Annotated in this window: 23 protein-coding genes; 4 read left to right on the plus strand and 19 right to left on the minus strand. The window is 55.9% G+C overall.

Annotated elements, in window-relative coordinates; genetic code table 11:
- Positions 1 to 66: 66 nt before the first annotated feature.
- On the minus strand, positions 67 to 3,477 hold the full coding sequence (locus tag DFP90_RS14805; protein WP_181905375.1) for an acyl-[ACP]--phospholipid O-acyltransferase: 3,411 nt from the start codon (positions 3,475 to 3,477) through the stop codon (positions 67 to 69).
- A 5-nt stretch (positions 3,478 to 3,482) separates the two neighbouring features.
- Positions 3,483 to 4,454, minus strand: a complete 972-nt coding sequence (locus tag DFP90_RS14810; protein WP_115937288.1) for an alpha/beta hydrolase — start codon at positions 4,452 to 4,454, stop codon at positions 3,483 to 3,485.
- Between the two features lie 497 nt (positions 4,455 to 4,951).
- Here DFP90_RS14810 and DFP90_RS14815 point away from each other — a divergent pair, with 497 nt between their 5' ends.
- Positions 4,952 to 5,380 (plus strand): hypothetical protein, encoded by a 429-nt coding sequence (locus DFP90_RS14815; protein ID WP_115937289.1) that lies wholly within the window; start codon positions 4,952 to 4,954, stop codon positions 5,378 to 5,380.
- Between the two features lie 45 nt (positions 5,381 to 5,425).
- Here the strand turns inward: DFP90_RS14815 and DFP90_RS14820 are convergent, their stop codons facing one another.
- The 7 genes from DFP90_RS14820 to DFP90_RS14850 form a co-directional block, all read right to left on the minus strand.
- Complete coding sequence (locus DFP90_RS14820) at positions 5,426 to 6,643, minus strand: M24 family metallopeptidase (protein ID WP_115937290.1); 1,218 nt, start codon at positions 6,641 to 6,643, stop codon at positions 5,426 to 5,428.
- Positions 6,644 to 6,736: 93 nt separating this feature from the next.
- A complete protein-coding gene (locus DFP90_RS14825) occupies positions 6,737 to 7,261 on the minus strand; it encodes a PAS domain-containing protein (protein WP_115937291.1) in 525 nt (174 codons plus the stop codon).
- A 68-nt stretch (positions 7,262 to 7,329) separates the two neighbouring features.
- On the minus strand, positions 7,330 to 7,785 hold the full coding sequence (locus DFP90_RS14830; RefSeq protein ID WP_115937292.1) for a YtoQ family protein: 456 nt from the start codon (positions 7,783 to 7,785) through the stop codon (positions 7,330 to 7,332).
- 116 nt (positions 7,786 to 7,901) lie between these two features.
- On the minus strand, positions 7,902 to 8,348 hold the full coding sequence (gene arfB / locus DFP90_RS14835) for an alternative ribosome rescue aminoacyl-tRNA hydrolase ArfB (protein WP_425452174.1): 447 nt from the start codon (positions 8,346 to 8,348) through the stop codon (positions 7,902 to 7,904).
- A gap of 60 nt (positions 8,349 to 8,408) precedes the next feature.
- The gene (locus DFP90_RS14840; protein WP_115937293.1) at positions 8,409 to 8,636 is read right to left on the minus strand and encodes a DUF1127 domain-containing protein; all 228 of its coding nucleotides are present in this window, start codon (positions 8,634 to 8,636) and stop codon (positions 8,409 to 8,411) included.
- A 157-nt stretch (positions 8,637 to 8,793) separates the two neighbouring features.
- On the minus strand, positions 8,794 to 9,531 hold the full coding sequence (locus tag DFP90_RS14845; protein WP_115937294.1) for a hypothetical protein: 738 nt from the start codon (positions 9,529 to 9,531) through the stop codon (positions 8,794 to 8,796).
- Positions 9,532 to 9,553: 22 nt separating this feature from the next.
- Entirely contained in the window at positions 9,554 to 10,015 is a 462-nt protein-coding gene (locus tag DFP90_RS14850) for a YaiI/YqxD family protein (RefSeq protein WP_115937295.1), read from the minus strand.
- 105 nt (positions 10,016 to 10,120) lie between these two features.
- Here DFP90_RS14850 and DFP90_RS14855 point away from each other — a divergent pair, with 105 nt between their 5' ends.
- Positions 10,121 to 10,651: a protein phosphatase CheZ gene (locus tag DFP90_RS14855; protein ID WP_218044687.1), complete on the plus strand. Its 531-nt coding sequence runs from the start codon at positions 10,121 to 10,123 to the stop codon at positions 10,649 to 10,651.
- A 23-nt stretch (positions 10,652 to 10,674) separates the two neighbouring features.
- Here DFP90_RS14855 and DFP90_RS14860 read toward each other — a convergent pair whose 3' ends face one another.
- A complete protein-coding gene (locus DFP90_RS14860) occupies positions 10,675 to 10,866 on the minus strand; it encodes a DUF1737 domain-containing protein (protein ID WP_245957085.1) in 192 nt (63 codons plus the stop codon).
- A gap of 148 nt (positions 10,867 to 11,014) precedes the next feature.
- Here DFP90_RS14860 and DFP90_RS14865 point away from each other — a divergent pair, with 148 nt between their 5' ends.
- Positions 11,015 to 11,299, plus strand: coding sequence for a YciI family protein (locus tag DFP90_RS14865; protein ID WP_115937298.1), 285 nt, complete (start codon positions 11,015 to 11,017; stop codon positions 11,297 to 11,299).
- 90 nt (positions 11,300 to 11,389) lie between these two features.
- Here DFP90_RS14865 and DFP90_RS14870 read toward each other — a convergent pair whose 3' ends face one another.
- Together DFP90_RS14870 and DFP90_RS14875 are read right to left on the minus strand one after the other, a co-directional pair.
- Entirely contained in the window at positions 11,390 to 12,319 is a 930-nt protein-coding gene (locus tag DFP90_RS14870) for a pseudouridine-5'-phosphate glycosidase (RefSeq protein WP_115937299.1), read from the minus strand.
- A 14-nt stretch (positions 12,320 to 12,333) separates the two neighbouring features.
- Positions 12,334 to 13,275, minus strand: a complete 942-nt coding sequence (locus DFP90_RS14875; RefSeq protein ID WP_181905377.1) for a carbohydrate kinase family protein — start codon at positions 13,273 to 13,275, stop codon at positions 12,334 to 12,336.
- Between the two features lie 253 nt (positions 13,276 to 13,528).
- On the opposite strand from DFP90_RS14875, the gene DFP90_RS14880 reads away from it, so the two are divergent.
- Positions 13,529 to 14,032 carry a hypothetical protein gene (locus DFP90_RS14880; protein ID WP_147301025.1) on the plus strand — a complete coding sequence of 168 codons (504 nt, stop codon included), beginning with the start codon at positions 13,529 to 13,531 and terminating at the stop codon, positions 14,030 to 14,032.
- Positions 14,033 to 14,081: 49 nt separating this feature from the next.
- Here DFP90_RS14880 and DFP90_RS14885 read toward each other — a convergent pair whose 3' ends face one another.
- From DFP90_RS14885 to DFP90_RS14915, 7 genes are all read right to left on the minus strand, one after another.
- Positions 14,082 to 14,666, minus strand: a complete 585-nt coding sequence (locus DFP90_RS14885; RefSeq protein WP_115937302.1) for an HD domain-containing protein — start codon at positions 14,664 to 14,666, stop codon at positions 14,082 to 14,084.
- Between the two features lie 118 nt (positions 14,667 to 14,784).
- Positions 14,785 to 17,106, minus strand: coding sequence for a response regulator (locus tag DFP90_RS14890; protein ID WP_181905378.1), 2,322 nt, complete (start codon positions 17,104 to 17,106; stop codon positions 14,785 to 14,787).
- A gap of 189 nt (positions 17,107 to 17,295) precedes the next feature.
- A complete protein-coding gene (gene atpC, locus DFP90_RS14895) occupies positions 17,296 to 17,712 on the minus strand; it encodes an ATP synthase F1 subunit epsilon (RefSeq protein WP_115937304.1) in 417 nt (138 codons plus the stop codon).
- A gap of 26 nt (positions 17,713 to 17,738) precedes the next feature.
- Positions 17,739 to 19,160 (minus strand): F0F1 ATP synthase subunit beta, encoded by a 1,422-nt coding sequence (gene atpD, locus DFP90_RS14900; RefSeq protein ID WP_115937305.1) that lies wholly within the window; start codon positions 19,158 to 19,160, stop codon positions 17,739 to 17,741.
- A gap of 18 nt (positions 19,161 to 19,178) precedes the next feature.
- Positions 19,179 to 20,063: a F0F1 ATP synthase subunit gamma gene (locus DFP90_RS14905; RefSeq protein ID WP_115937306.1), complete on the minus strand. Its 885-nt coding sequence runs from the start codon at positions 20,061 to 20,063 to the stop codon at positions 19,179 to 19,181.
- A 44-nt stretch (positions 20,064 to 20,107) separates the two neighbouring features.
- Positions 20,108 to 21,637 carry a F0F1 ATP synthase subunit alpha gene (gene atpA / locus DFP90_RS14910; RefSeq protein WP_115937307.1) on the minus strand — a complete coding sequence of 510 codons (1,530 nt, stop codon included), beginning with the start codon at positions 21,635 to 21,637 and terminating at the stop codon, positions 20,108 to 20,110.
- A gap of 3 nt (positions 21,638 to 21,640) precedes the next feature.
- Positions 21,641 to 22,195 carry a F0F1 ATP synthase subunit delta gene (locus DFP90_RS14915; RefSeq protein ID WP_115937308.1) on the minus strand — a complete coding sequence of 185 codons (555 nt, stop codon included), beginning with the start codon at positions 22,193 to 22,195 and terminating at the stop codon, positions 21,641 to 21,643.
- Between the last annotated feature and the right edge of the window lie 61 nt (positions 22,196 to 22,256).

A 22,256-nucleotide genomic window follows, 5' to 3' on the forward strand; every position in this document is an offset into this window, starting at 1 on the left:
CGTGAAGATGAATCAGACCGCGGGGAAACCAGCCTTGGTCTGGCCAGCCTCCCCGCCGCCTTGGGCCTATGCGGCAAGTTCCGCCGCCCTCTGATAGTCAATTTTGCCGGTTCCCAGCAGTGGCACCGCCGCCACCACGCGCACCTCACGCGGCACCATCAGTTCGGCCACGCCTTCCTCTTTGGCATGGGCTGATAGGGCGGCCCTGGAGGCATCATCGCGATCAGTCACCAAAACCAGTTGTTCGCCTTTCCTGGCATCCGGCACGGCAATCACCGCATGAAGGCTGTCCGGCCAGAGTTTGGCCGCCTGCCCCTCCACTGCTGTAAGCGAAACCATTTCACCCGCGATCTTGGCAAAGCGCTTGGCCCGCCCCTGGATGGTGACAAACCCATCCGCATCGATTGAGACAATATCGCCGGTATCGTACCAGCCGCCAGCCGGAGGCTGTAACTCACCCGGCCGGTCCGCCATCAGATAGCCTTTCATGATATTGGGACCGGAAACATACAACCTGCCGCCTTTCTCAATACCCGGCACCGGTTTCAGTTCGGCCCGGATGCCTGGCAGCAGGCGCCCGACCGTACCTGCCTGGAAATGCATTGGTGAATTCACCGCGAGCACCGGTGCCGTCTCGGTCGCGCCATAACCTTCCAACAGGCGCAGCCCGAACTTATCGAACCAGACCTTTCGGGTTTCATCCTTCACCTTTTCCGCCCCGGCAAAGACATAGCGCAGGCTATAGAAATCATAGGCATGGGCTGTGCGGGCATAACCGGCAAGGAAGGTATCGGTGCCGAACAGGATGGTGGCATTCACCTCATAGGCCAGGGCCGGCACGATCCGGTAATGCAGCGGCGATGGATAGAGGAAAGTACGAATGCCCGACAGGACCGGCAGCAGCATACCACCGGTCAGACCAAAACTATGGAAAATCGGCAGCGCATTGAAAACAGTATCCTTCGGGCTGAAATCCACCGTCGCCGCCAGCTGTTGGCGGTTGGCCAGCAGGTTTTCGTGAGACAGGACCACCCCTTTCGGCTGCCCTTCCGACCCCGAGGTGAACAAGATCACCGCCGCATCCTCCGGCTTAACCCGTAACCGCCCATGCAGGAAACCCGCAAAGGGACGCGCCAGAAGGCCCCTGATTTTATCAAGGAAACCAATCTCGGCCTTTACGTCCTCCAGATAAATGATCCGGCATTCGCGCGCCAAATGGGCCACAGCCTCTTCCAGCTTGGCCGCCGCAACAAACCGTCTGGACGTCAAAATGGCATTCAGTTCCGCGGTTTTGCAGGCGGAACGCATATTGCTGAGACCCGCAGAGAAATTCAGCATGGCGGGCACCCGGCCGTAGGCCTGGAGGGCAAAGAAGGTCACAGCCGCCCCCACGCTGTTGGGTAGCAGCATGCCGACCGCCTCACCGCGTTCTGTCGATTTGGCCAGCTTGCCACCCAGCAGGCGTGCGCCCAGAACCAGACGGCTATAGCCGACCGGCTTGCGCTCAATATCTTCCAGAACCGGCATCCTGCCGCCGTGGATCGCCTTGGCATCCAAGACAGCCTGGAACAATGTCTGGTTTCTTTCCTGAGTTTCAAACATTAGTTCCGCCATCACATCATGCAGCTTGCGACCCGCCATTTCCCGGCGTCGGCGTCCTTTCAATGACGGGTCCAGCGCAAATTTACGCGGCGCCAGAACCTGCAGCGATACCTTCGGCAGCAATCGGCGGCGTACCACGCCTTTCAACCGGGAAAAGATGCTGTATTGCGCGCCATCAATGCGCACCGGCACGATCGGCGCATCCGCCTTATCCGCGATCATGCCCGGCCCTTCATGGATCTTCATCAAAGAACCGGTAACGGTAATCCGCCCTTCCGGGAAGATCACACATTGACGACCGGCGCGAACCGCCTGGATCAACCCCTTGACCGCCATGGGGTTGGTCGGATCCATGGGATAGGCATCCACCAGGCCCAGGAACGGCCGCACCCACCAACGCCGTGCCGTATGGCTATTGATCGCAAAGGTCGGTTTACCGGGCAGGAACGCCGCCAACAGTACCGCATCCAGAAAGGATACATGATTGACCACATAAACTGCGCGATCACCAAGCGCGTCACATTGCTCCAGCCCTTTGACACGGACACGGAACAGCACACGCAAGCACCATTTCAAGACGCTCTTCAAAACCGTTTCCGGCAACAGGCCGCAGATATAGATCGCCACCAGACCGTTCAGCGCCGCCAGCGCCAGGAAGAGGGACGATAATTCCAGCCCCACCGCCATAAGCGCGGTTACCGCCAAGGTGCCCGCCACGATGAAGGCAGCATTTAGGATATTGTTGGCCGCCACCATCCGGGACCGACTGGCGGAGCAGGATTTCGCCTGTAACAGGGCATAAAGCGGAACGATGAACAGCCCCCCGCAGATCGCGATACCGGACAGATCCAGCATGATACGCCAATTGGCCGCTTCAACCACAAAGCTTCCAATTCCCTGCATCATCAAGGGATCTGCCGGTTGATAGCCCGCCAGGGCAAAATAAAAATCCAGAATGAACAGGGTCATGCCCAAGGCACCCAACGGCACATGGCGGGCCAAAAGCTCACCTTTCAGCAGGCGGTTACAGGCCAGGGAACCGATTGCGATCCCGGCAGAGAATAATGTCAGGAAAAGAGTGACGATCTCTGCTTTGGCGAACAGCACATCCTTGGCCAGATTCGGGAATTGCGCCAGGAAAGTCGCCCCGACAAGCCAGAACCAGGAAATCCCGAGGATCGACAGGAAGACCGGCCGGTTTTCCTTTGCCAACGTCAAGATCCGACAAGTCTCGGCAACGAAATTTGCATTGATCTTCAAGTCCGGACAGGCAACCTGCGCCTTTGGAATAACCAGGCTCGCGAGCCAGCCCAAAAGCGCCATTGCCACAATGGCGATAGACACCAGCGTGGCGCCACCTTCCACCGTGATCATCAAACCACCGGCAATGGTGCCCACCAAAATCGCCAGGAATGTACCCGCTTCCACCAGGGCGTTAGCCCCGATCAGGTCAGCTTCTTCCAAATGATCGGGCAGGATTGAATATTTCAATGGGCCAAACAGGCTCGATTGCACGCCCATCAGGAACAGGACCGCCATCAAGGCCACAACATTGCTGGACAGGAAGGCCGCCGCGCCCCCCGCCATAATCACCAGCTCGGACAGTTTAACGCAACGGATCAGCCGGGATTTCTCAAACCGGTCCGCCAGTTGCCCGGCCAGGGCGGAAAACAGGAAGAAGGGCAGGATAAAAAGGCCCGCGGCAAGGGTGACCATCAACGGCCCGTCAAACCCGTCTTGCGCGGCCAACCGATAAGCGATCAGGATGACCAACGCATTCTTAAACAGGTTGTCATTCATCGCGCCCAAAAACTGGGTCAGGAACAACGGTAGGAAACGACCGCTCTTCATCAGGGAAAATGCAGCTTTGCCCATGGTTTTCACTCCTCGGCTTCCGCTTGGGAAAATCGGCCCTCAGCAAAGAAGGCCAAGACCGCATCCCCGGTTCGGGGATCGGACAGGATTGTTGAATGTAATGCAGGCAGGACCAGGAAATCCGCCATTCCGGACAGCCGGGTTTCCACTACCCGGACCACCCCATCATCATCGCCCTCGAGAAACGGGTTATAGCCCTCACCATCATTTCGACCGCCCGCAATCACCGCAAACGGAACCCTTGGCGGCATGGGGATCAATTGGGCAGCTTCAGGTGTGAGCTGCAGGCCGGGTCGACCATAAACCGCCCGATAGGCTGGCAGGGCCTGAACATCTTGGGCCAAGGCTGAACCCCGGTTTGGCGGGGCGATCATCACTGCCCGCAGGATCTCGATCCGATCAGTCCAGGTCGGTTTATCACCCAGGGCCTGGCGCAGCACCAACGCACCCATGCTGTGAGTGACAAAACTGACCGAGGACACATCTTCCAACTGATCCATCAGGCTGTTCAGGTTGGCACCATGCTGCTCAAGGGTCAGACGGGTACTGGCATAGCTCAGTCCCGCGACGGCATACCCCTCTGCCTCCAGGCGGCTGGCCAGGCTGGAAAAGGAACCGCCGGATCGCAAAATCCCATGCAACATGATGACCAGATGCCGATCCGGCTGGCCTGCCTTCTCACGGTAACGGAGCTGAAACATTTGCAGACAATGATCATAACTGCCCCAGGCTCGTCTTGTATCATCGGGATCTAGCAATCGCGCGTGGCCGGTCAGCACATTTTCCTGGATCCGCCAGCCCTGCCGGTAATAGCGGTCGGTCCAGACTTGCTTGCCGCCCAGGGTCGGGAACGGCAGATTGAGATCGGCTTCATCCGCTTGCGCCACGTCAGTACCGGACTGTGAAACCATACCAACGGTCAAAAGCGCCCACAAACCCAGCATAACCCGATAACGTGATTTTTCCCGGTGGCACATTTTGTTTCCTCGATTCGCAGCTGTACAAATGAACGTTGCTCAATATATAAATGAACGGCGTTCAATTAACAAGGTGATTTTTGCCTCCGAACTCTCTCCCAGGCGATATCACATCAAAACAGGCGAGAAATACACTTAGCCGTAGGCGATTGTGGGCGGTGCTGAAATGAACAAGCAGGCATTTTATGCCTGCCAAACACGTATACAGATTTACAATTTTTGCTCCGGAAAAATTGTAAGTATGTGGAAAAGCAAATTTTTTTGGGAGAGTAATTAATAGCAAAAAACTTGGCTTATTAATTGCATTTTCTTAGATACAAAATTTCTATTTCCGGCAGATGAAATTAAACAAAATATAAATGTTATTATTCGTCGTTATTTATTTTATCGTTTTTTTATGTATTTTGACTTTTCAATAAAATGTCGTTCTTTTCTATTTGACCTTCTTTGAGTTTTATTTATCTTCACTGAAAATAAAGATCACACAGGGGCAGGTCGTGACCAATCAAACCCATGAGCTTAAAGCTGTCATGGAACGGATGATTGCATCCGAAATCCACCGTTTGGCATCAGAGGCGGATATATGCGTTTTCGCGCTGTATGACCCCAAACGATCCACAGCAGAACCGATTGATTTTGAATGTATCGACCGGCGCGAAACCGGCTCTATCGATATGGAAGTCTCACTGGATTTTGAAGGAATCGGTGTCTGGTATCTCGCCTATCGGGAGGGCGAGACATTCCATTCCAAGAAAGTCTTGCTGCAGGTAACCGATGGTCGCTTCACCCATGGTCAAATGGGCAGTTTTGAAGGCTATTGGGAAGAGTTTCCGCAATATGTCGCGGAAGATCGCTGGGTTCTGGCCCAGCTCAGCAAAGGGGCCGCCAACGACCAACAGCCCCACCGGCGGAACACCGCCCTATAGAAAAGAAGCGGGCCGAAAATCAATTTTCGGCCCAAAAAAATATCATCACGCACCCAAGCCAAACGGATCATCAATGGAATGGGAGGGCTGAGTGAACCAAACCGGCCCGTCTGATCCCATATAGAAATGATCCTCCAGACGGACTCCAAATTCTCCATAAAGACAGATCATCGGCTCGTTGCTGAAACACATGCCGGGTTTAAGCGGGGTTTTGTCCCCTTGCACCAGATAGGCCCATTCGTGAATATCCATGCCCACGCCATGTCCGGTGCGATGCGGCAGCCCCGGCACCTTATAGCCGGGTCCGAAACCAGCCGCCTCGATCACCCCACGTGCCGCCCTATCCACATCTTCACATAATGCGCCCAGCTGTGCCGCCTCAAAGGCCGCCGCCTGCGCGGCCTTTTCCAGATCCCAGATCTGGCGCTGGCGGTCATTCGGGGCGCCAAAGACATAGCTCCGCGTAATATCGGACTGATATCCATGAAGCGAACAGCCCGTATCGATCAGCACCATATCGCCTTCCTGCAATTCCTGGGCATAGCTCACCCCATGCGGATAAGCGGTCGCCTCGCCAAACAGGACAATACAGAAGGTGGAGCCGTTATCCGCGCCCATTTTGCGATGGGCCTTATCAATGAACTCGACCACCTCGGTGGTTTTGATCCCCGGCCGCAAAATCCGCGCTGTCGCCTTCTGCACTTCCAGGGTCATATCCTTCGCCTGCTGCATCAGCGCAAGCTCCGGCGCTGTCTTGCACATCCGACAGCCGGCCGTGACTGTTTTGGCATTGACCAGATCAAAACCGCCATTTTGCGCCCTCAAACCGTCAAACAGGAAAAACGGCGCCTGCTCATCCAGGCCGACCGTGGCCCCTGGACCTACAAGGCTGATCAGCATTTCGGTTAGTAGGGCAAAGGGGCTTTCATGCTCTTCCCAGCAATGAATTTTTGGGGTTCCGCTTAGGCCCTCGCGCAGCTTCTCTTCTTCAAAAGCCGGACAGATAAAAGCAAGATCCCCGGCGGCTGTCAGCACCGCGCCGATGATGCGCTCACTTTGATAAAAGCGGGCTCCGGTGAAATAGGTGAGCGAGCTGGTTGCATCCAGATAGATAGCGTCAATCCCGTTTTCCCGCATCAGGGTCTGCGCGCGGCCCACCCGCTCGGCACGCTCCTGGTCACCGATGAGCACCGCCCGCGCCCGACAGGAATTCAAACGCGCCAATTCTGCTTCCATTGTGGAACCGCCAACACCCAGGGTCATGGGATTATATCCTTATATCGAAATTAGTATATCACTGATATATTCATACGCTCGCAAGATGACAAGCGATCAATTCACCCACCCGGCCTTGCTTCAGGAATAGACCGTGGCCGCCAGGATGATCTCACATTTCCCACTGTCCCCCACCAAGGGCAGCATGACACGCTCGATAATCTTGTAATCGGAAACATGGTAATGCGCAGGGCCTTTGCGATAGCTGGGGCCTGCCTCTTCCGCCAGATAGACATAGTCGGGATAGCCGGGCCCTTCCAGAAATCCGGGAAACGCATCGTCAATCCACATACCGGTCGGGTCGAACCCGATCGCATCAACATGCTCGGTTCCCATCAGGCGGAATTTAAACCGCAATGGATCGCGATGGACATCCACCATCCACACCCATCGCAAAATATCCGCGAGATCCAGCGGATCCAGGTCCTGTCGGCGCGGCAGGCCACCATCGGCCTGGTGGATCGACTGCCAATAGCGATAAAGACGCAGAATGCGGCGATGCCATTCAGCAACACCGGCCTCTGCCGCCTCGCAGCCATGATGCAGGATCACCTCCTGCATGCCATTCTGGTCTTCAAATGCCAATCCATACTCCGGTTGCAACATGAACAGATAGCAACCGGCAGTCTAAGCAGACTTACCCCACCGCGCCAAGGAATTATTAGCAGGCTGTGTTATAGGCTGCCATCAATCACATAATTGAGGATCCGAACCACCTGTTCCGGCGTTTCGGCCACCGCCAATGCCGCGCCATCCACTTCCTTCAAAGGATGCGTCAACTCGGCATCATGCAGGGTGATGACCGGCTTGCCCTTGGCAGCAGCAAATCCTGCGTCAAAGGCGGCATTCCACTGGCGGTATTTATCACCGAAGCGAACAACGACAATGTCGGATTTTTCAATCAAAGTCTGGGTCCGGATTGCATTCATCCGTGCGCCTTTCTGATCTTTCCAGAACCCCTTTTCTTCCGCGCCTAATATCTCCACTCCACAATCATCGCTTTTGCCGTGATCGGTCACCGGCGCATGAAAGGAGATCGGCAGGCCGCGTGCCTCACAGCCGCGTTCAATCTGCTCGCGCCAGTCCGTGTGGATTTCGCCTGAAAGATAGACGGTCCAGTTTGATTTCATAGGGTCTCTCCTGATCAAATATTTCCTGCTTCAAGAGATAGTGCCCAAGCGATCCGGTCGCAAGCGGGCGTCTGCTTCAATTTCCGAAGACTCTCTCAAATTTCGCGAAACGAGCGTCAATCCAACCGAACCCGGCCCCGGCCCTTCTTGGTCTCACTGCGCTGTTTCTTTCCCTCCAGCCTTCGCTTCTTGGAGGCCATTGTGGGCCTGGTCGGGCGGCGCTTCTTCGGCACCACCAGGGCATCACGGATCAGATTGACCAGCCGTTCGACCGCATCCTCGCGGTTGCGTTCCTGACTGCGATATTTTTCAGCCGTCAGGACGATTTCACCCGCCTGTGTCATGCGACTGCCGGCCAGCGCGCGCAAGCGTGCAAAAACCTCAGGGCGGATTGCCTCGCAATTGGCCGCGTCAAAGCGCAGTTGGACTGCGGTCTCCACCTTGTTGACATTTTGCCCGCCGGGGCCGCTGGCCCGGATGAATTTGAACTGCACCGCCTCATCGGGCAGCCGGATATTTCTCGAAACCTCTATCATGGCAGCATCATAAACCCGATCGGGCAAAACAAAAGCCCCCGGTGCGCAAACCGGGGGCTTCATGTTTCTGATTGATGGGCCTTCGGATTAGATCCGGGCAACAACCGCGTCGATATCGGTCCGTTCCAGACCAATATCGGCCAGTTGATCGGCACTCAGCGCTTCCAACTCGGAGCGGGTGCGAGCCTGCCGGTAAGCTTTGACAAAAGCATCGGATGCAACAACCAGGGCACCGCCGATCGCCAGGGTTGCACGCATCAGAGCGTCAGCGAGCGGGTGGGCGGAAACGAACTGGTTATAGGTGGTTACGGTCATAATCCTAACTCCGTCTTATCATCCAGGCGTCAGATCCGGCGCCGTTTTAATCATTTGCTGGAACGGTATATACGCCGACTTTTTTTTTCTTGAAACGCGCTGGTTTAGCAGCCCAGCCATGCAAATCATGCATATCAACGGAGAATCGGATCGAGAATCAGATCTTCGCCACCTTTTGATAGATCACAAAACTGAGCACTGAGAAATAGCCAGAGATCGCCGCAAACAGAAGCGCCTGTAGAATGAATATAGGGTATGGCAGCCCCTTCATCAGCTGCAGCAGGGTGACATGCAGCATCGTCATCACATAAAAGGCGAACATCGCCAGCCCCAACAGCCCCAGTCGTTTTCCACGGGTCAGGTCAACACTGCGTGACATGGTGGCTATCACCGGTCGGTTCTCCAGCAGGCATATTGGGGTAAACAGGAAGAAATAGACAAATTGCAGCCCATACAGGCCCAGCGCAAATAACAGACCGAACATGGATCCCGGCGCCAGTCGCGCAATCTGATACAACAGCGAATAGACTAGGGCAAAAACCACCAGACGGGGCGCCGCGGCGATTACGCCATAGACCAGTCTGGGAAAACTGACCGGCACCCCTTTGGCCATGAGATATACCCCCAGGACCACAATTCCGTCAGCCAACGCGCCAAGCGCCGAGCTAGCCAGGTCCAGCCAGTCAATGTCATCGGTCCTCATCCCGCCCTTCAAAACCAGATCGGGGTAGTTTTCCAGCGACCAGCCCGCCAGATGTAATTGCCAGGCATATTCCGGCAGCCGCAGCAATAGAAACACGCCGACCAACAGCGGTAAATAGGCACGCGACAGCACCGCAGCCTCGATCAGACAGGGAAAAAGCCGGAAGGGAGCGGCAGGCGGGAATTGCGACATTATTCTTTCATATCCTCTGGCATTATTCCGTCGGGTGTGACCGCAACGCGTTTTTCACCGCCGTTTCAAAGGCACTCAGAAACCGGGAGCGGTCCTGTTTGCCAAAACCGCCACCGCCGCTTTTCACCTCGCCCTGGTCACGCAGTTCCGACATCAGATCCCGCATGGCCACCTTCATGCCAATGCTCTCCTTGGTAAAAGCCCGGCCATCCGGCCCCAGCACCAGGGCACCATTTTCAAGGCCGCGCGCCGCCAGCAGGATATCGGCAGTAACCACCAGATCCCCCGGCCCCGCATGCTCGGCGATCCAGTCATCGGCGGCATCCGGCGTTTCCGGCACCACGACCTGATGAACCAGGGGATGATTGGCATTGCGATGCCAGCTGTTGGCCACCAGATGCACCTGCACCTGATTGCGCACCGCTACTTTCAGGACCTCATCCTTGACCGGACAGGCATCACCATCCACGAAAATCGCTACCATGAACCGCCGTCCAATCCGCAGAATCTGAAAAAAAATAATTTAGGCAGTTTACCAGTCCCGCATTTATGAGGAAAATATTGTAAAGCAATAACGAAAGTGGGTGCCTTGGCAAACATAAATGAACAATTGAGTAACGAAGTCCACAATCTGTTGGCCTATGTAGAGCGTTTGCGCAAGGAACTGGCTGGTACCATTCTGGAGGAAGAGAACAAAACGCCGTTTGAGAGCATGTCCTCCACCCTGGATGCCATTGCAACCTCTACCCTGGAAGCCTCCGAAACCATCCTGGGGGCGTCGGAGGAAATTGCCAACCTTTCGGACAGCCTGCGCGAAAAGCTGGAGGATGAGGAAGCCATCGCCCTTTGTGACCAGATCGCGGCCAAATCCATGGAAAGCATGGAAGCCTGCAGTTTTCAGGATCTGACCGGACAACGCGTTTCCAAAGTGATCCGCTCACTGCAATTTGTCGAGGAACGGGTTGATGCCATGGTGGCGCTATGCGGCCATGACACGATCCGGCAACTGAGCGAAGAGGCCGCCGCGGAAATCCCCGAACCGGAAGATGTCCAAATGCATGGGCCGCAAGCTGCGGGCGATGCGATTTCTCAGGCAGAAATCGACGCTCTGTTCGACTGACCCGAGGCGCCGGGAACGGTAAATCAATCCGCCTTCACATGGGGGCGGATAACCGCCTGCGCAACCATCATACGCCCGGTATCGCTATTGAAGGTGCAACTGGGCGACCCATAAAGCACAAATCCCTGTTTCAGGGCCGCCGACACCCGATGGCAAAACGCCGCATCATCCGGCCCGGTCAGCAATCGATAGTCGGGCAAATTCTCGTCAGACATGATCTTCATTCTTCCCTGAAATTTTGAACCGGCAGCCTATCGGCTTGTTCATGCCAGGGCAAAGGCAAATTCACGCTTGAAACTTGATCCATTGCGGGCGACTGTTGCCGCCGGAAACATCCACTGAAAAAGATTAAGGAATACCAAAATGGCTGTTGTCATCGAATGCCTGGACAAAGACGGCGCGCTGGAAATTCGCAAAGCAAACCGGGAAGCCCATCTCGCCCATCTCAAAAGCCATATGGACAAGATCATCGCGGCCGGGCCGCTGCTGGACGACGCCAATGAAACCATGGTCGGTTCGGTCCTGGTGATGGATTTTGCCGACAAGGAAGCCGCACAGGATTTCTGCGACAACGACCCCTATGCCAAAGCCGGCCTGTTTAAATCGGTCAGCATTAAGAACTGGAAGAAAGTCCTGCCGGCGGACTGATCCCGGCACCGGACCAGGCAACCAAACAGGGCGTGGCGGCAATGATGCTTCCACGCCCTGTTTTTATGCCTCACATCAATTTACCAGGGCTCAGCCCTTGGCAAATTCGCGCGCGATATGGGCCGCCACGCGGGCGTTATTTTTCACCAAAGCCAGGTTAGCGTCGATGGACTTCCCGCCGCTCAGCTCAGCCAGCTTGGACAAGAGGTAGGGCGTTACTTTTTTGCCAATTACACCGTCGGCATCCGCTGCCTTAAGCGCATCCTCGATCCAGCCGTCGATCACGGCTTTTTCAATGGCCGCCTCTTCCGGGATCGGGTTTGCGATGATCTCGCCACCAATCAGGCCCAGCTCTTCCCGAACCTGCAGGATAGCCGCAACTTCTTCCGCACCGGTCAGTTTCTGATCCACATAAAGGCCGCTTTCCCGGCTGTGGAAAGCCGGGAATTCCTCAACGCCATAGCCCAGGACCGGCACACCATGAGTTTCCAGATATTCCAATGTCTTCGGCAGATCCAGAATGGATTTTGCACCGGAACAGACCACCGCAACCGGGGTTGCCGCCAATTCGCGCAGGTCCGCGGAAATATCCATGCTGGTTTCCGCGCCGCGATGAACACCGCCGATACCGCCGGTGGCAAAAACCCGGATCCCCGCCATGGCCGCGATGATCATCGTGGTCGCAACCGTGGTTGCGCCATGCTGTTTCAACGCGACCACAGTGGCCAGGTCGCGCCGGCTGATCTTGGTAACCTTCACATCTTGTTTCGGATCGCCTGCGCGGGCAAACTCGGTGATCTGCTCGTCATTCAGCCCCACCGTAATCCGGCCATTGAAAACGCCGACCGTGGCCGGCACAGCACCATTTTCCCGGATAATATTCTCCAGATCACGCGCCAGATCCAAATTCGCGGGCCAGGGCAGGCCATGGGAGATAATGGTCGATTCCAGAGCCACAACCGGCTTGCCATGGCGCAGGGCCTCTGCAACTTCGGGGCTCATTTCCAACTCTATTGTCATATTTCTTCCAACTGTTAGAGGGTGATCGGCGCCGGAACAGCCTGCTCGCGCTGTTCCAGAGCCTGGAGGGTGAATGCGGGATTGACAGGATCATGAGACTCCGCCGTCAGGCTGGCTTTAGCCAGACCATGACGCACAGCACCAACCGCCGTGCCACCGGACCGGTGGGCGGCCACAAACCCGGAAAAGAAAGAATCACCGGCACCATTAACATCAACCACCCTGGTCGGTGGTGCCGGGAAATGCAGAACCTCGTCCTTGGTCACCAGGACCGCGCCATCCGGCCCCAAAGTCACCACCAGGATCTGGCGATCCGACTGTTGCAGGCTGGCCGCAGCGCGGGCCGCCTCAAGCGCGGTATCAGCGCCAAGCCCTGACAGGGCCTCAATTTCGTATTTATTGCAGATCATCACATCCGCACGCCCCAGAGCGGGCTTCACCCGTGGTGCCTTCGCGACAGAGACCGGTGCCAGGTAAAGCGGTCGATCACCATGATGATCAGCCAGATAACAGATCGCCTCTTCCGGCAGGTTGGCGTCAATGATCCAACCGGGCCAGTGTTCCGCCTGGGCCAGCATCCCGGAAACCAACGCCACATCCATTGCGTCATAGATCGCCATATCCGCCAGCCCGACCGCCAATTCCCCGGTCTCATCCAGAACAGCAATATAGCTGGCCGATGTGAACTGATGATGACGATGCACCAATTGATGATCAATGCCATAGCTGTCCAGGGTCCGGACCAACAGGTCGCCATCATCATCCCCAATGAGCGAGGCCATGCCCACCGGCAGGCTCAATTGCGCCAGGTTGCGCGCGATATTATGCGCAACCCCGCCCGGCGTGCGATGGGTCCGGACCGGATTGGACGCCCGTGCGCGATAAGGCCCGATACATTCCGCGATACTATCGAAATGCAAGGCCCCAAAACAAAGAACAGCGTTGGCGGCTTTCATTGGCCTAATCTTCCCCATTTAGAATAGTGAACGCCATCCCGACCAATTGGCCAGCAGCGCGAAACTACAGGTCTTAAACAGACTCCCCCCCCCTCTTCAAGCCATTATCACAGGACCGGAAAGCCGATTAAGATTTTCCTTACCTTTTATTGATATTTTAAATATTCGAAGGCGGCTTGTCACAAGCACCGCCGCTATCGAACAGTGCGGTTCACATCATAAAGTCACAACAGACTTCTCTTGGGTTGGGGGAATGGAAACAGGAGCAAGCACTGGCGTGGCGGCGACCCATCATGTGGCGCATATCGCCCCTGTTGCCCAAGCCGCCAAGAGCCAGCTGAACGTCAAGGAAGCCGCGAACGACCCTGTTAAACAGGCGCCGACCGAAACCGCTAGGCAGGCCCAACAACCCGGCATTCCCAACAAGGCCCAGCCCGCGCTCAACAGCGCCACGGCTATCGCACTCCAGACGTTGGCCAGTCAGGAAAAGATCAATCCCGATGCCCAGCGCCAGCAATTTGCCTTCAAACGCCCCGAACGGGGGGATACGCCCAGCGAGCTTCAGGCCCTCGATGACGAGGCCCGGCGCGGTGTTGCGCCCGGTTATGCCAAGGCAGCAGCCGGGGCCTTCGAGAAGGCACGTCAATTAAAACCGGCAGGGCGGCCCGGCGAAGAGACATCCGGTGTTGCCATATTCGGCCCCAACGGTACCCATCCGGGCGCAGAACGCGGCGGCATCGTGAATATCTCTGTCTAGAAAGGAAGATCGCCCGCCGAAAGCAGTCCCGAGGGGACTTTGACAGATTTTATTCCGCAGCAGCCATCGGTTTCAGATGGGCCGGATCAAAAGCCTTTCGGGAAAACACCAGTTCCATGACCGGACGGAAGGCTTCCAGTTCCAGGCTGTCATAGTCCGGGTCAAAGCAGTTTTCATCATAAAGCTCGCAAAACCGGACCGCGTCATCGAACCAGGGATGGCCCTTGAACCGGTCACGGGCATTTTTGTCCCATCCCAGTTTGTCCGCATAATAGAATTTCTGAAATTCCGCATGGTTGGCAACAATCCAGCAGGTCTTTTCCGAGACATAGGGCCGCAGGATCGCCGCCGCCATTTCCTGATGATTATGGGGGGCCAGCATATCGCCAATATCATGGAGCAGAATCGCCACAACCATTTCATCTTCCTCGCCCGCGCGCAAAGCCCGGGTCGCCCCCTGCAGGCTATGCTCCAGCCGCGAAACCTGATAGCCGCTCAGGCTTTCATCCAGCAAACGCAAATGGGCAAACAGCCGATCCACCACCCCCCGGCAATAATCCTCCTCCAATTCATAGAGATAGGCATATTCCTCTTTGGTGCCATCCTGCAGCCGGGTGAATGAAACTTTTTCCATGATCCTGATCCTTGTTGGCGTACTTTATTCGCTGGCCACCATCTTCCATGATACCCCATCCTTGGTACACTATAAAAAGCGGAGCCATTGCATCAGTTTTTGTTATGAAAGTTTCAGTTTAGCGGATTGCAAAATCCGCCAGCGCCTGCCGGAGATGCGCCTGTTCGATCGGTTTTGCGATGATTGTATTCATGCCGGCCAGCGCGCAGACCTGGCGATCATCCTCCATCACATTAGCTGTCACACCGACAATGGGAATACCTGCCGCGCCGTTTGGCAGCGCCCGGATCTGCCGGGTTGCCTCCAGCCCATCCATCACCGGCATCTGCACATCCATTAATATGATGTCGTAACTGTTTTCTTGTGCCGCCTTCACTGCTTGCGCGCCATCAGAGCAGGTTTCCACCATATGGCCATCTGCCTCCAATATCCGCTGAATCAAAACCGTGTTGATTTCATTATCCTCGACCACCAGGATCTTGCGGGGCGGCACAGAAATGTTGTTTGACTGAGCTGCCCCCGCCGAAACCACAGGTGCTTTGCAGGGTCTATAGGGGATGGTTACGGTAAAATGCGACCCTTTCCCTTCTTCACTCTTTGCTCCGAGAGTCCCCCCCATCAATTCAACCAAGCTGCCCACAATCGACAGGCCCAGGCCGGTTCCTTCTACCTGGGCCCCGTTGGCCTCTTCCACCTGCTCGAACCGGTCGAAAATGCGACCGAGATTTATCGCGCTTATGCCGATCCCGTTATCAGTCACGGCGATTTCAAGCATTTCTTCGTCTTCAACTAACCTCCGCCGGAAAGATAGGGTAACCGTCCCGTTTTCAGTGAACTTCACTGCATTGCTGCACAGATTCAACAAGATCTGGGTAATGCGGCCCTCATCCCCCGCAATCCATTCGCTTAAATCCGGATCAATCTGTTTCTCAAGCTTCGTACCCCGCGCGGCCGCCTTGTCGGAGAGTATCGAGATGGTCAGGTCCGCCATATGCGTGATACAGCAAGGCACAACCACAAGATTTATCTTGCCTTCGTTCAGTTTGGAGAAATCCAGAATATCATTCACCAGGCTCTTCAATACTTCGCCACTTTGGCGCACCATGCCTGTTAGCTTTTTCTGATCCTCGGTCAGCGGGCTGCTTAACAATAACTCGGACATACCGATGATGCCATTCAAGGGCGTGCGCAATTCATGACTGACATTGGCAACAAAACGGGATTTGGTTTCCATCGCAGCCGCCGTGCGGTCCCGTTCCATCGTGATTTCATGCAATTGGCTCTGCAACCGATCGAGCAGACCGTTAATTTCCTGCTGCACAGAGATGAAATCCGGGTTATTCAGATCAATGCGCCAATCTGCGGTTCTGTCCCCGGATATCCCGGCCACCTTTTCCTTCAACCGGTCAATGGGATCCAGCATCCCCCGTTTCACCAGATAACCGATGAAGATCGTCAGCAGCATCAACGCCAACCCCACCCCGATCAGCACGACTGCAAGCCAACCGCCAATATCGTCGATCGAATGATCCACCTGCAGTTTACGCTGCTGCAACCTGAGCGTCATTGCCGCATCCAACTTGTCCAGCGCCTCCAGCGCCGCACCATCATCCACCCGGACCATGTCGTCGATTTCCGAGATATCCATACCGAGCGGTCGCAGGTTTTCCGCCCGCTCGATGGAATGCCGATAGGCCGTAACCGTGGCCAGTAACGCCATCATATGACGTTGTTCGACATCGGTCGGATCAAGGGTCAGGAAATCCTCAACCAGAGACCGGACGGCCACAGCTCTTTCCCGCGCCTGATCCAGATAGTCTTCATCCCCACGTAACAGATAATTCTTAAAAGCGTGGATCATACCGCCGTATCCAAGCTGCGCGCGGATCGATGCGAGATTGCGCAACCGTCGCCTGTCGCTTCCCCTCAAGCCTTCGCCGATGTGAAAGGCGATGTTTTCAAGATTTGTCAACGCGCTCAGCGCCGCAGCGTCGCTGACCCGGACGCGTCGGTCAATCACAGTGGGGGATTCCCCGGCTTCGATTAACAATTCCAACAGCCCAAGCTTGTCCTCGTAGTCCGATACGGTCAACTCGATGGCCCGCAAATCAGCCTCTTCCGCTGCGCTTGGCCCCAGTTTACGATATTCCTCCAGATGCCTTTTGAGATTGAGGAAGCTGGTTTCAAGGCCGGGAACCAGACCAAGATCATGGCGCAGAACCAAATTTTTGAACTTGTGGATCATTCCGCCAAACCCCAGATCACCACGCAGCTTGTTGAGCAGCACAAAACGCTCTGACCGAGCGGTTGTATAAAGATGCCAGGCATCACTAATTTCTAACACCCGGAAATGAACAGAAACGCCGACCCCGACCACCCCTAGAATGGTCAGACAAAGAAAAAGAATAATGCCTCGGTAGGATTGCCTGAGCGATATCAACCTGCGGCCTTCCATCGTCGATAAGGTTGTAAATCATGCGCAGAATATCGCGTTACGATTTAAAGATTGGTTAATGCTGTTTGCCCGCCGTTGATGGCATCATCATCGCCGGTTAAACCACGCTCACGACACAAAAAAACGCCCGGGGAAGCCCCCGGGCGTTTCTTCAATCAGTCTTTAGACCGATGATCAGGCGTAAGCCGGTGATACCGCTGCTTCCAGCTTGGCTTCGGCAACCGCGAGGGCGGCTTCGGCCTTGGCACGTGCAGCGTCATCCTTTGCGACCTTCACATCATCCTGGAGATCAGCAATCTCCTGCTTGGCGGCCGTCTGGTCGATATCCTCGACCGCGATTGCCGTTTCCGCCAGGACGGTGCAGCGTTCCGGGGTGATTTCCAGAAAACCGCCCGCAACGAAGATCCGCTTTTCAACCGTGTTGCCCTTGAACACCGCAATGGTGCCAGGACGGACGGTTGCGATCACCGGGGAGTGGCCGGGCTGGACACCCAGATCACCTTCTGACCCCGGAAGAATGGCCAGTTCGACCTCTTCCGACATCAGAAGCTTTTCCGGCGATACCAGTTCCAGTGCAACTGTGTCAGCCATGTCCAATCTCCTTCAGCGCGTTGGCGTTAGGCAGCTTCCGCCGCCATTTTCTTGGCTTTCTCGACAACTTCGTCGATACCGCCAACCATGTAGAACGCTGCTTCCGGAAGATCGTCATATTCACCGTCAACGATGGCTTTGAAGCCTTTGATGGTGTCTTCCAGCTCAACGAATTTACCAGGGGAGCCGGTAAAGACCTCAGCAACGTGGAACGGCTGGGACAGGAAGCGCTGCAGCTTACGGGCACGGGCCACGGTCAGCTTGTCTTCCTCGCTCAGCTCGTCCATGCCGAGAATGGCGATGATTTCCTGCAGGTTTTTGTACTGCTGCAGGGTTTCCTGCACGCGGCGTGCAACCTGGTAATGTTCATCACCGACAGAGGACGGTTCCAGAATACGGGAGGTGGAATCCAGCGGATCCACAGCCGGGTAAATACCCAGCTCCGCGATGGAGCGGTTCAATACGGTGGTGGCGTCCAAATGGGCAAAGGTCGTTGCCGGCGCCGGGTCGGTCAAGTCATCCGCCGGAACGTAAACGGCCTGTACGGAGGTGATGGAACCCTTCTTGGTGGAGGTAATACGCTCCTGCATGGCACCCATGTCGGTACCCAGTGTCGGCTGATAACCCACAGCAGACGGGATACGGCCGAGAAGTGCGGACACCTCGGAACCGGCCTGGGTGAAGCGGAAGATGTTATCCACGAAGAACAGAACGTCCTGGCCTTCTTCATCACGGAAATATTCCGCCTGGGTCAGACCGGTCAGCGCAACACGGGCACGTGCACCCGGCGGCTCGTTCATCTGGCCGTAAACCAGGGCCACTTTGGAATCGCCATCCAGGTTGATAACGCCGGATTCGATCATTTCGTGGTAAAGGTCGTTCCCTTCACGGGTACGCTCACCAACGCCTGCGAATACAGAGTAACCACCATGGCCTTTTGCGATGTTGTTGATCAATTCCATGATCAATACGGTTTTACCAACACCCGCGCCGCCGAACAGGCCGATCTTGCCGCCTTTCGGATACGGGGTCAGCAGATCCACAACCTTAATGCCGGTTACCAGCTGTTCGGTGTCGGTTGCCTGGTCGGTATATTCCGGAGCCGCCCGGTGAATCGGGAATGCCTGCTTGGTGCCAACCGGGCCACGTTCGTCAACCGGCTCACCGATCACGTTCATGATACGACCCAGGGTTTCCGGACCAACCGGAACCTTGATCGCGTCACCGGTGTCGGCAACCGCCTGACCACGAACCAAACCGTCAGTGGTGTCCATAGCAATCGTACGGACGGTGTTTTCACCCAGATGCTGGGCAACTTCCAGAACCAGGGTGCGATCCCCGATTTCGGTGGTGAGGGAGTTCAGGATCGCCGGCAGTTCGCCGTCAAACTGAACGTCTACGACCGCGCCGAGTACCTGCACGATTTTACCTGTAGATGTGTTAGCCATTCTATTGCTCCTGTTGGCTTACAACGCTTCCGCGCCGGAGATAATCTCGATCAGCTCGGAGGTGATCTGAGCCTGGCGCGTGCGGTTATAAGTAATCGACAGCTTGTTGATCATGTCGCCGGCGTTGCGGGTCGCGTTGTCCATCGCGGTCATCCGGGCACCCTGCTCGGAAGCAAAGCTTTCCAGCATGGCACGGAAGGCCTGGACAGACAGGTTTTTCGGCAACAATGCTTCGAGGATGGCCTCTTCTTCCGGCTCATACTCATATTGCGCGTCGCCTGCGCCTGCTTCGGCAGCTTCCCCGGTCTCTTCCGAGGCAAACGGGATCAGCTGCAGCGGGGTCACTTCCTGGGTCAGAGCCGAGACGAATTTGTTGTAGATCAGCGTGCAAACGTCAAATTCGCCCGCCTCAAACATATCCGTGATTTTCTCGCAAACCTCGCTGGCACCCTCAAAGGAAGGTTCCGGCTTGGAGAGCTCTTCATAGGTTGCGACAATTTTGTCAGCATGATCACGCTTGAGAAGGGTGACACCCTTCCGGCCGATAATGATCAGTTTCACGGTTTTACCGGCTGCGGTGAGCGAATCGATCCGATTGCGCACATCGCGGGCCAGGTTACCGTTGAAGCCACCGCACAAACCACGGTCGGAGGAGACCAGCACGATGAGGTGCGTGTCGTCCTTACCGGTGCCCGCGAGCAGCTTCGGTGCATTTTCACCTTTCGAACCTGAGGCCAGAGAGCCCAGCATCCGCTCCATCCGCTCGGCATAGGGCCTAGCGGCTTCGGCGTTGATCTGGGCTTTGCGCAGCTTCGCGGCGGCGACCATTTTCATGGCCGACGTAATCCGTCGCGTGGACTGCACACTGGCGATCCGGTTTTTAAGGTCCTTCAGACTTGCCATTTTCTAGCTGTCCTTTCGGTTCCTCTTCCAGTTCCGGTCCTCGATCAGGCGAAGGTCCGAGCGAATGCGTCCAGAAGAGCTTTCATTTTCTCTTCGGACTCCTCAGACAGCTGACCGGTGCTGTTGATTTCGTTCAACAGATCGGAAGCGTCTGCACGGGCATGTTCCAGCAGCTTTTCTTCAAAGCGGCGGACATCCGCGATAGCAACCTTGTCGAGGTAGCCTTTGGTACCGGCATAAATGCTGAGAACCTGTTCGGCCACGGACAGCGGAGAATATTGAGCCTGTTTCAACAGCTCGGTCAGACGGGCACCACGGGCCAGCAGCTGCTGGGTTGCGGCATCCAGGTCGGACGCGAACTGGGAGAAGGCTTCCATCTCACGATACTGAGCCAGTTCCAGCTTCACAGAGCCGGCGACTTTTTTCATCGCCTTGGTCTGTGCGGAGGAACCCACACGGGATACGGACAGACCAACGTTAATGGCCGGACGGATCCCTTTGTAGAACAGTTCGGTTTCCAGGAAGATCTGACCGTCGGTGATGGAAATCACGTTGGTCGGAATGAACGCGGATACGTCACCGCCCTGGGTTTCGATCACCGGCAATGCGGTCATGGAACCAGCGCCGTTTTCTTCGTTCAGCTTCGCCGCGCGCTCGAGCAGGCGGGAGTGAATGTAGAATACGTCACCCGGATATGCTTCACGGCCCGGCGGGCGGCGCAGCAACAGGGACATCTGACGATAAGCAACAGCCTGTTTGGTCAAATCATCATGGATGATCAGGGCATGCATGCCGTTGTCGCGGAAATATTCGCCCATGGCGGAACCGGTGTAGGGTGCCAGGAACTGCAGCGGCGCCGGGTCGGACGCGGTCGCGGCAACTACGATGGAATATTCCATCGCGCCCATTTCCTCCAGGGTTTTCACAACCTGGGCAACGGTGGAGCGCTTCTGACCGACCGCAACATAGATGCAGTACAGTTTTTTGCTCTCATCGTCGGTGGCGTTCACCTGTTTCTGGTTCAGGATCGCATCAACAGCAACGGCGGTTTTACCGGTCTGACGGTCACCAATGATCAGCTCGCGCTGGCCACGACCGACAGGCACCAGGGCGTCAAGCGCCTTGATACCGGTCTGTACCGGCTCATGAACGGATTTACGCGGGATGATGCCCGGCGCTTTTACTTCAACCAGCTGGCGGCTGTCAGATTCGATCGGGCCTTTGCCGTCAATCGGGTTACCCAGACCGTCGACAACACGACCCAGCAGGCCTTTGCCAACCGGAACGTCCACGATGGCACCGGTACGCTTAACCGTATCGCCTTCTTTAATGGCGCGGTCGTCACCGAAAATCACGACACCGACGTTGTCGGTTTCGAGGTTCAGCGCCATACCCTTAATGCCACCGGGGAATTCGACCATTTCACCTGCCTGAACATTGTCCAGACCGTGAACACGGGCAACACCATCCCCTACGGAGATAACCTGACCGACTTCGGCGACATCTGCTTCGGCACCGAAATTGGCAATCTGATCTTTGAGAATCGCGGAGATTTCCGCGGCGCGGAGTTCCATTCTCTAAGCTCCCTTCATTGCAAGCTTGAGTTTCTGCAGCTGCGTGCTGACTGAAGAATCAACCATACGGCTGCCGACCTTTACGATCAGACCGCCGATGATGTCCGGATTGACGTGAGAAGTAACGGCCACCTTGCTGCCAATCGCCTCCTTGAGGGCCTTTTCAATGGCCGTCAGGCGGGTTTTGGTCAGCGGCTTGGCTGAGGTTACTTCCGCGGTTACTTCGCCCCGGCGTTCCGCCAGCGCAGCAAGATAACCTTTAATCATGGCACGCAACGCAAACGCACGGCGATTTGCGGCAACGTAACCCACGAATTTTTTGGTGAGGTCCTGGACATCCATCTTTTCCAAGACGGCAACCAGGCCTTTTTGTTGATCGTCGCGACTAATCACGGGGCTTTGAACCAAGCTCCGGAGATCTTCACTGTCGTCGAGCATGGAGTTTAGCTGGCGCAGATCGTCCGCTACTGCATCCAACTGCTTTTGATCTTCTGCAAGATCGAACAGCGCAGTCGCATAGCGACCGGCTATTTCATTAACGCCACTTGAGGCTGCCACGGCTGGGAGACCCCCTATTCTAGAAACCTAGTTAAAAAGCCACGGAGGCAGGTCGTCGGGT

Source organism: Aestuariispira insulae, assembly GCF_003385955.1.
Classification (GTDB): domain Bacteria; phylum Pseudomonadota; class Alphaproteobacteria; order UBA8366; family Aestuariispiraceae; genus Aestuariispira; species Aestuariispira insulae.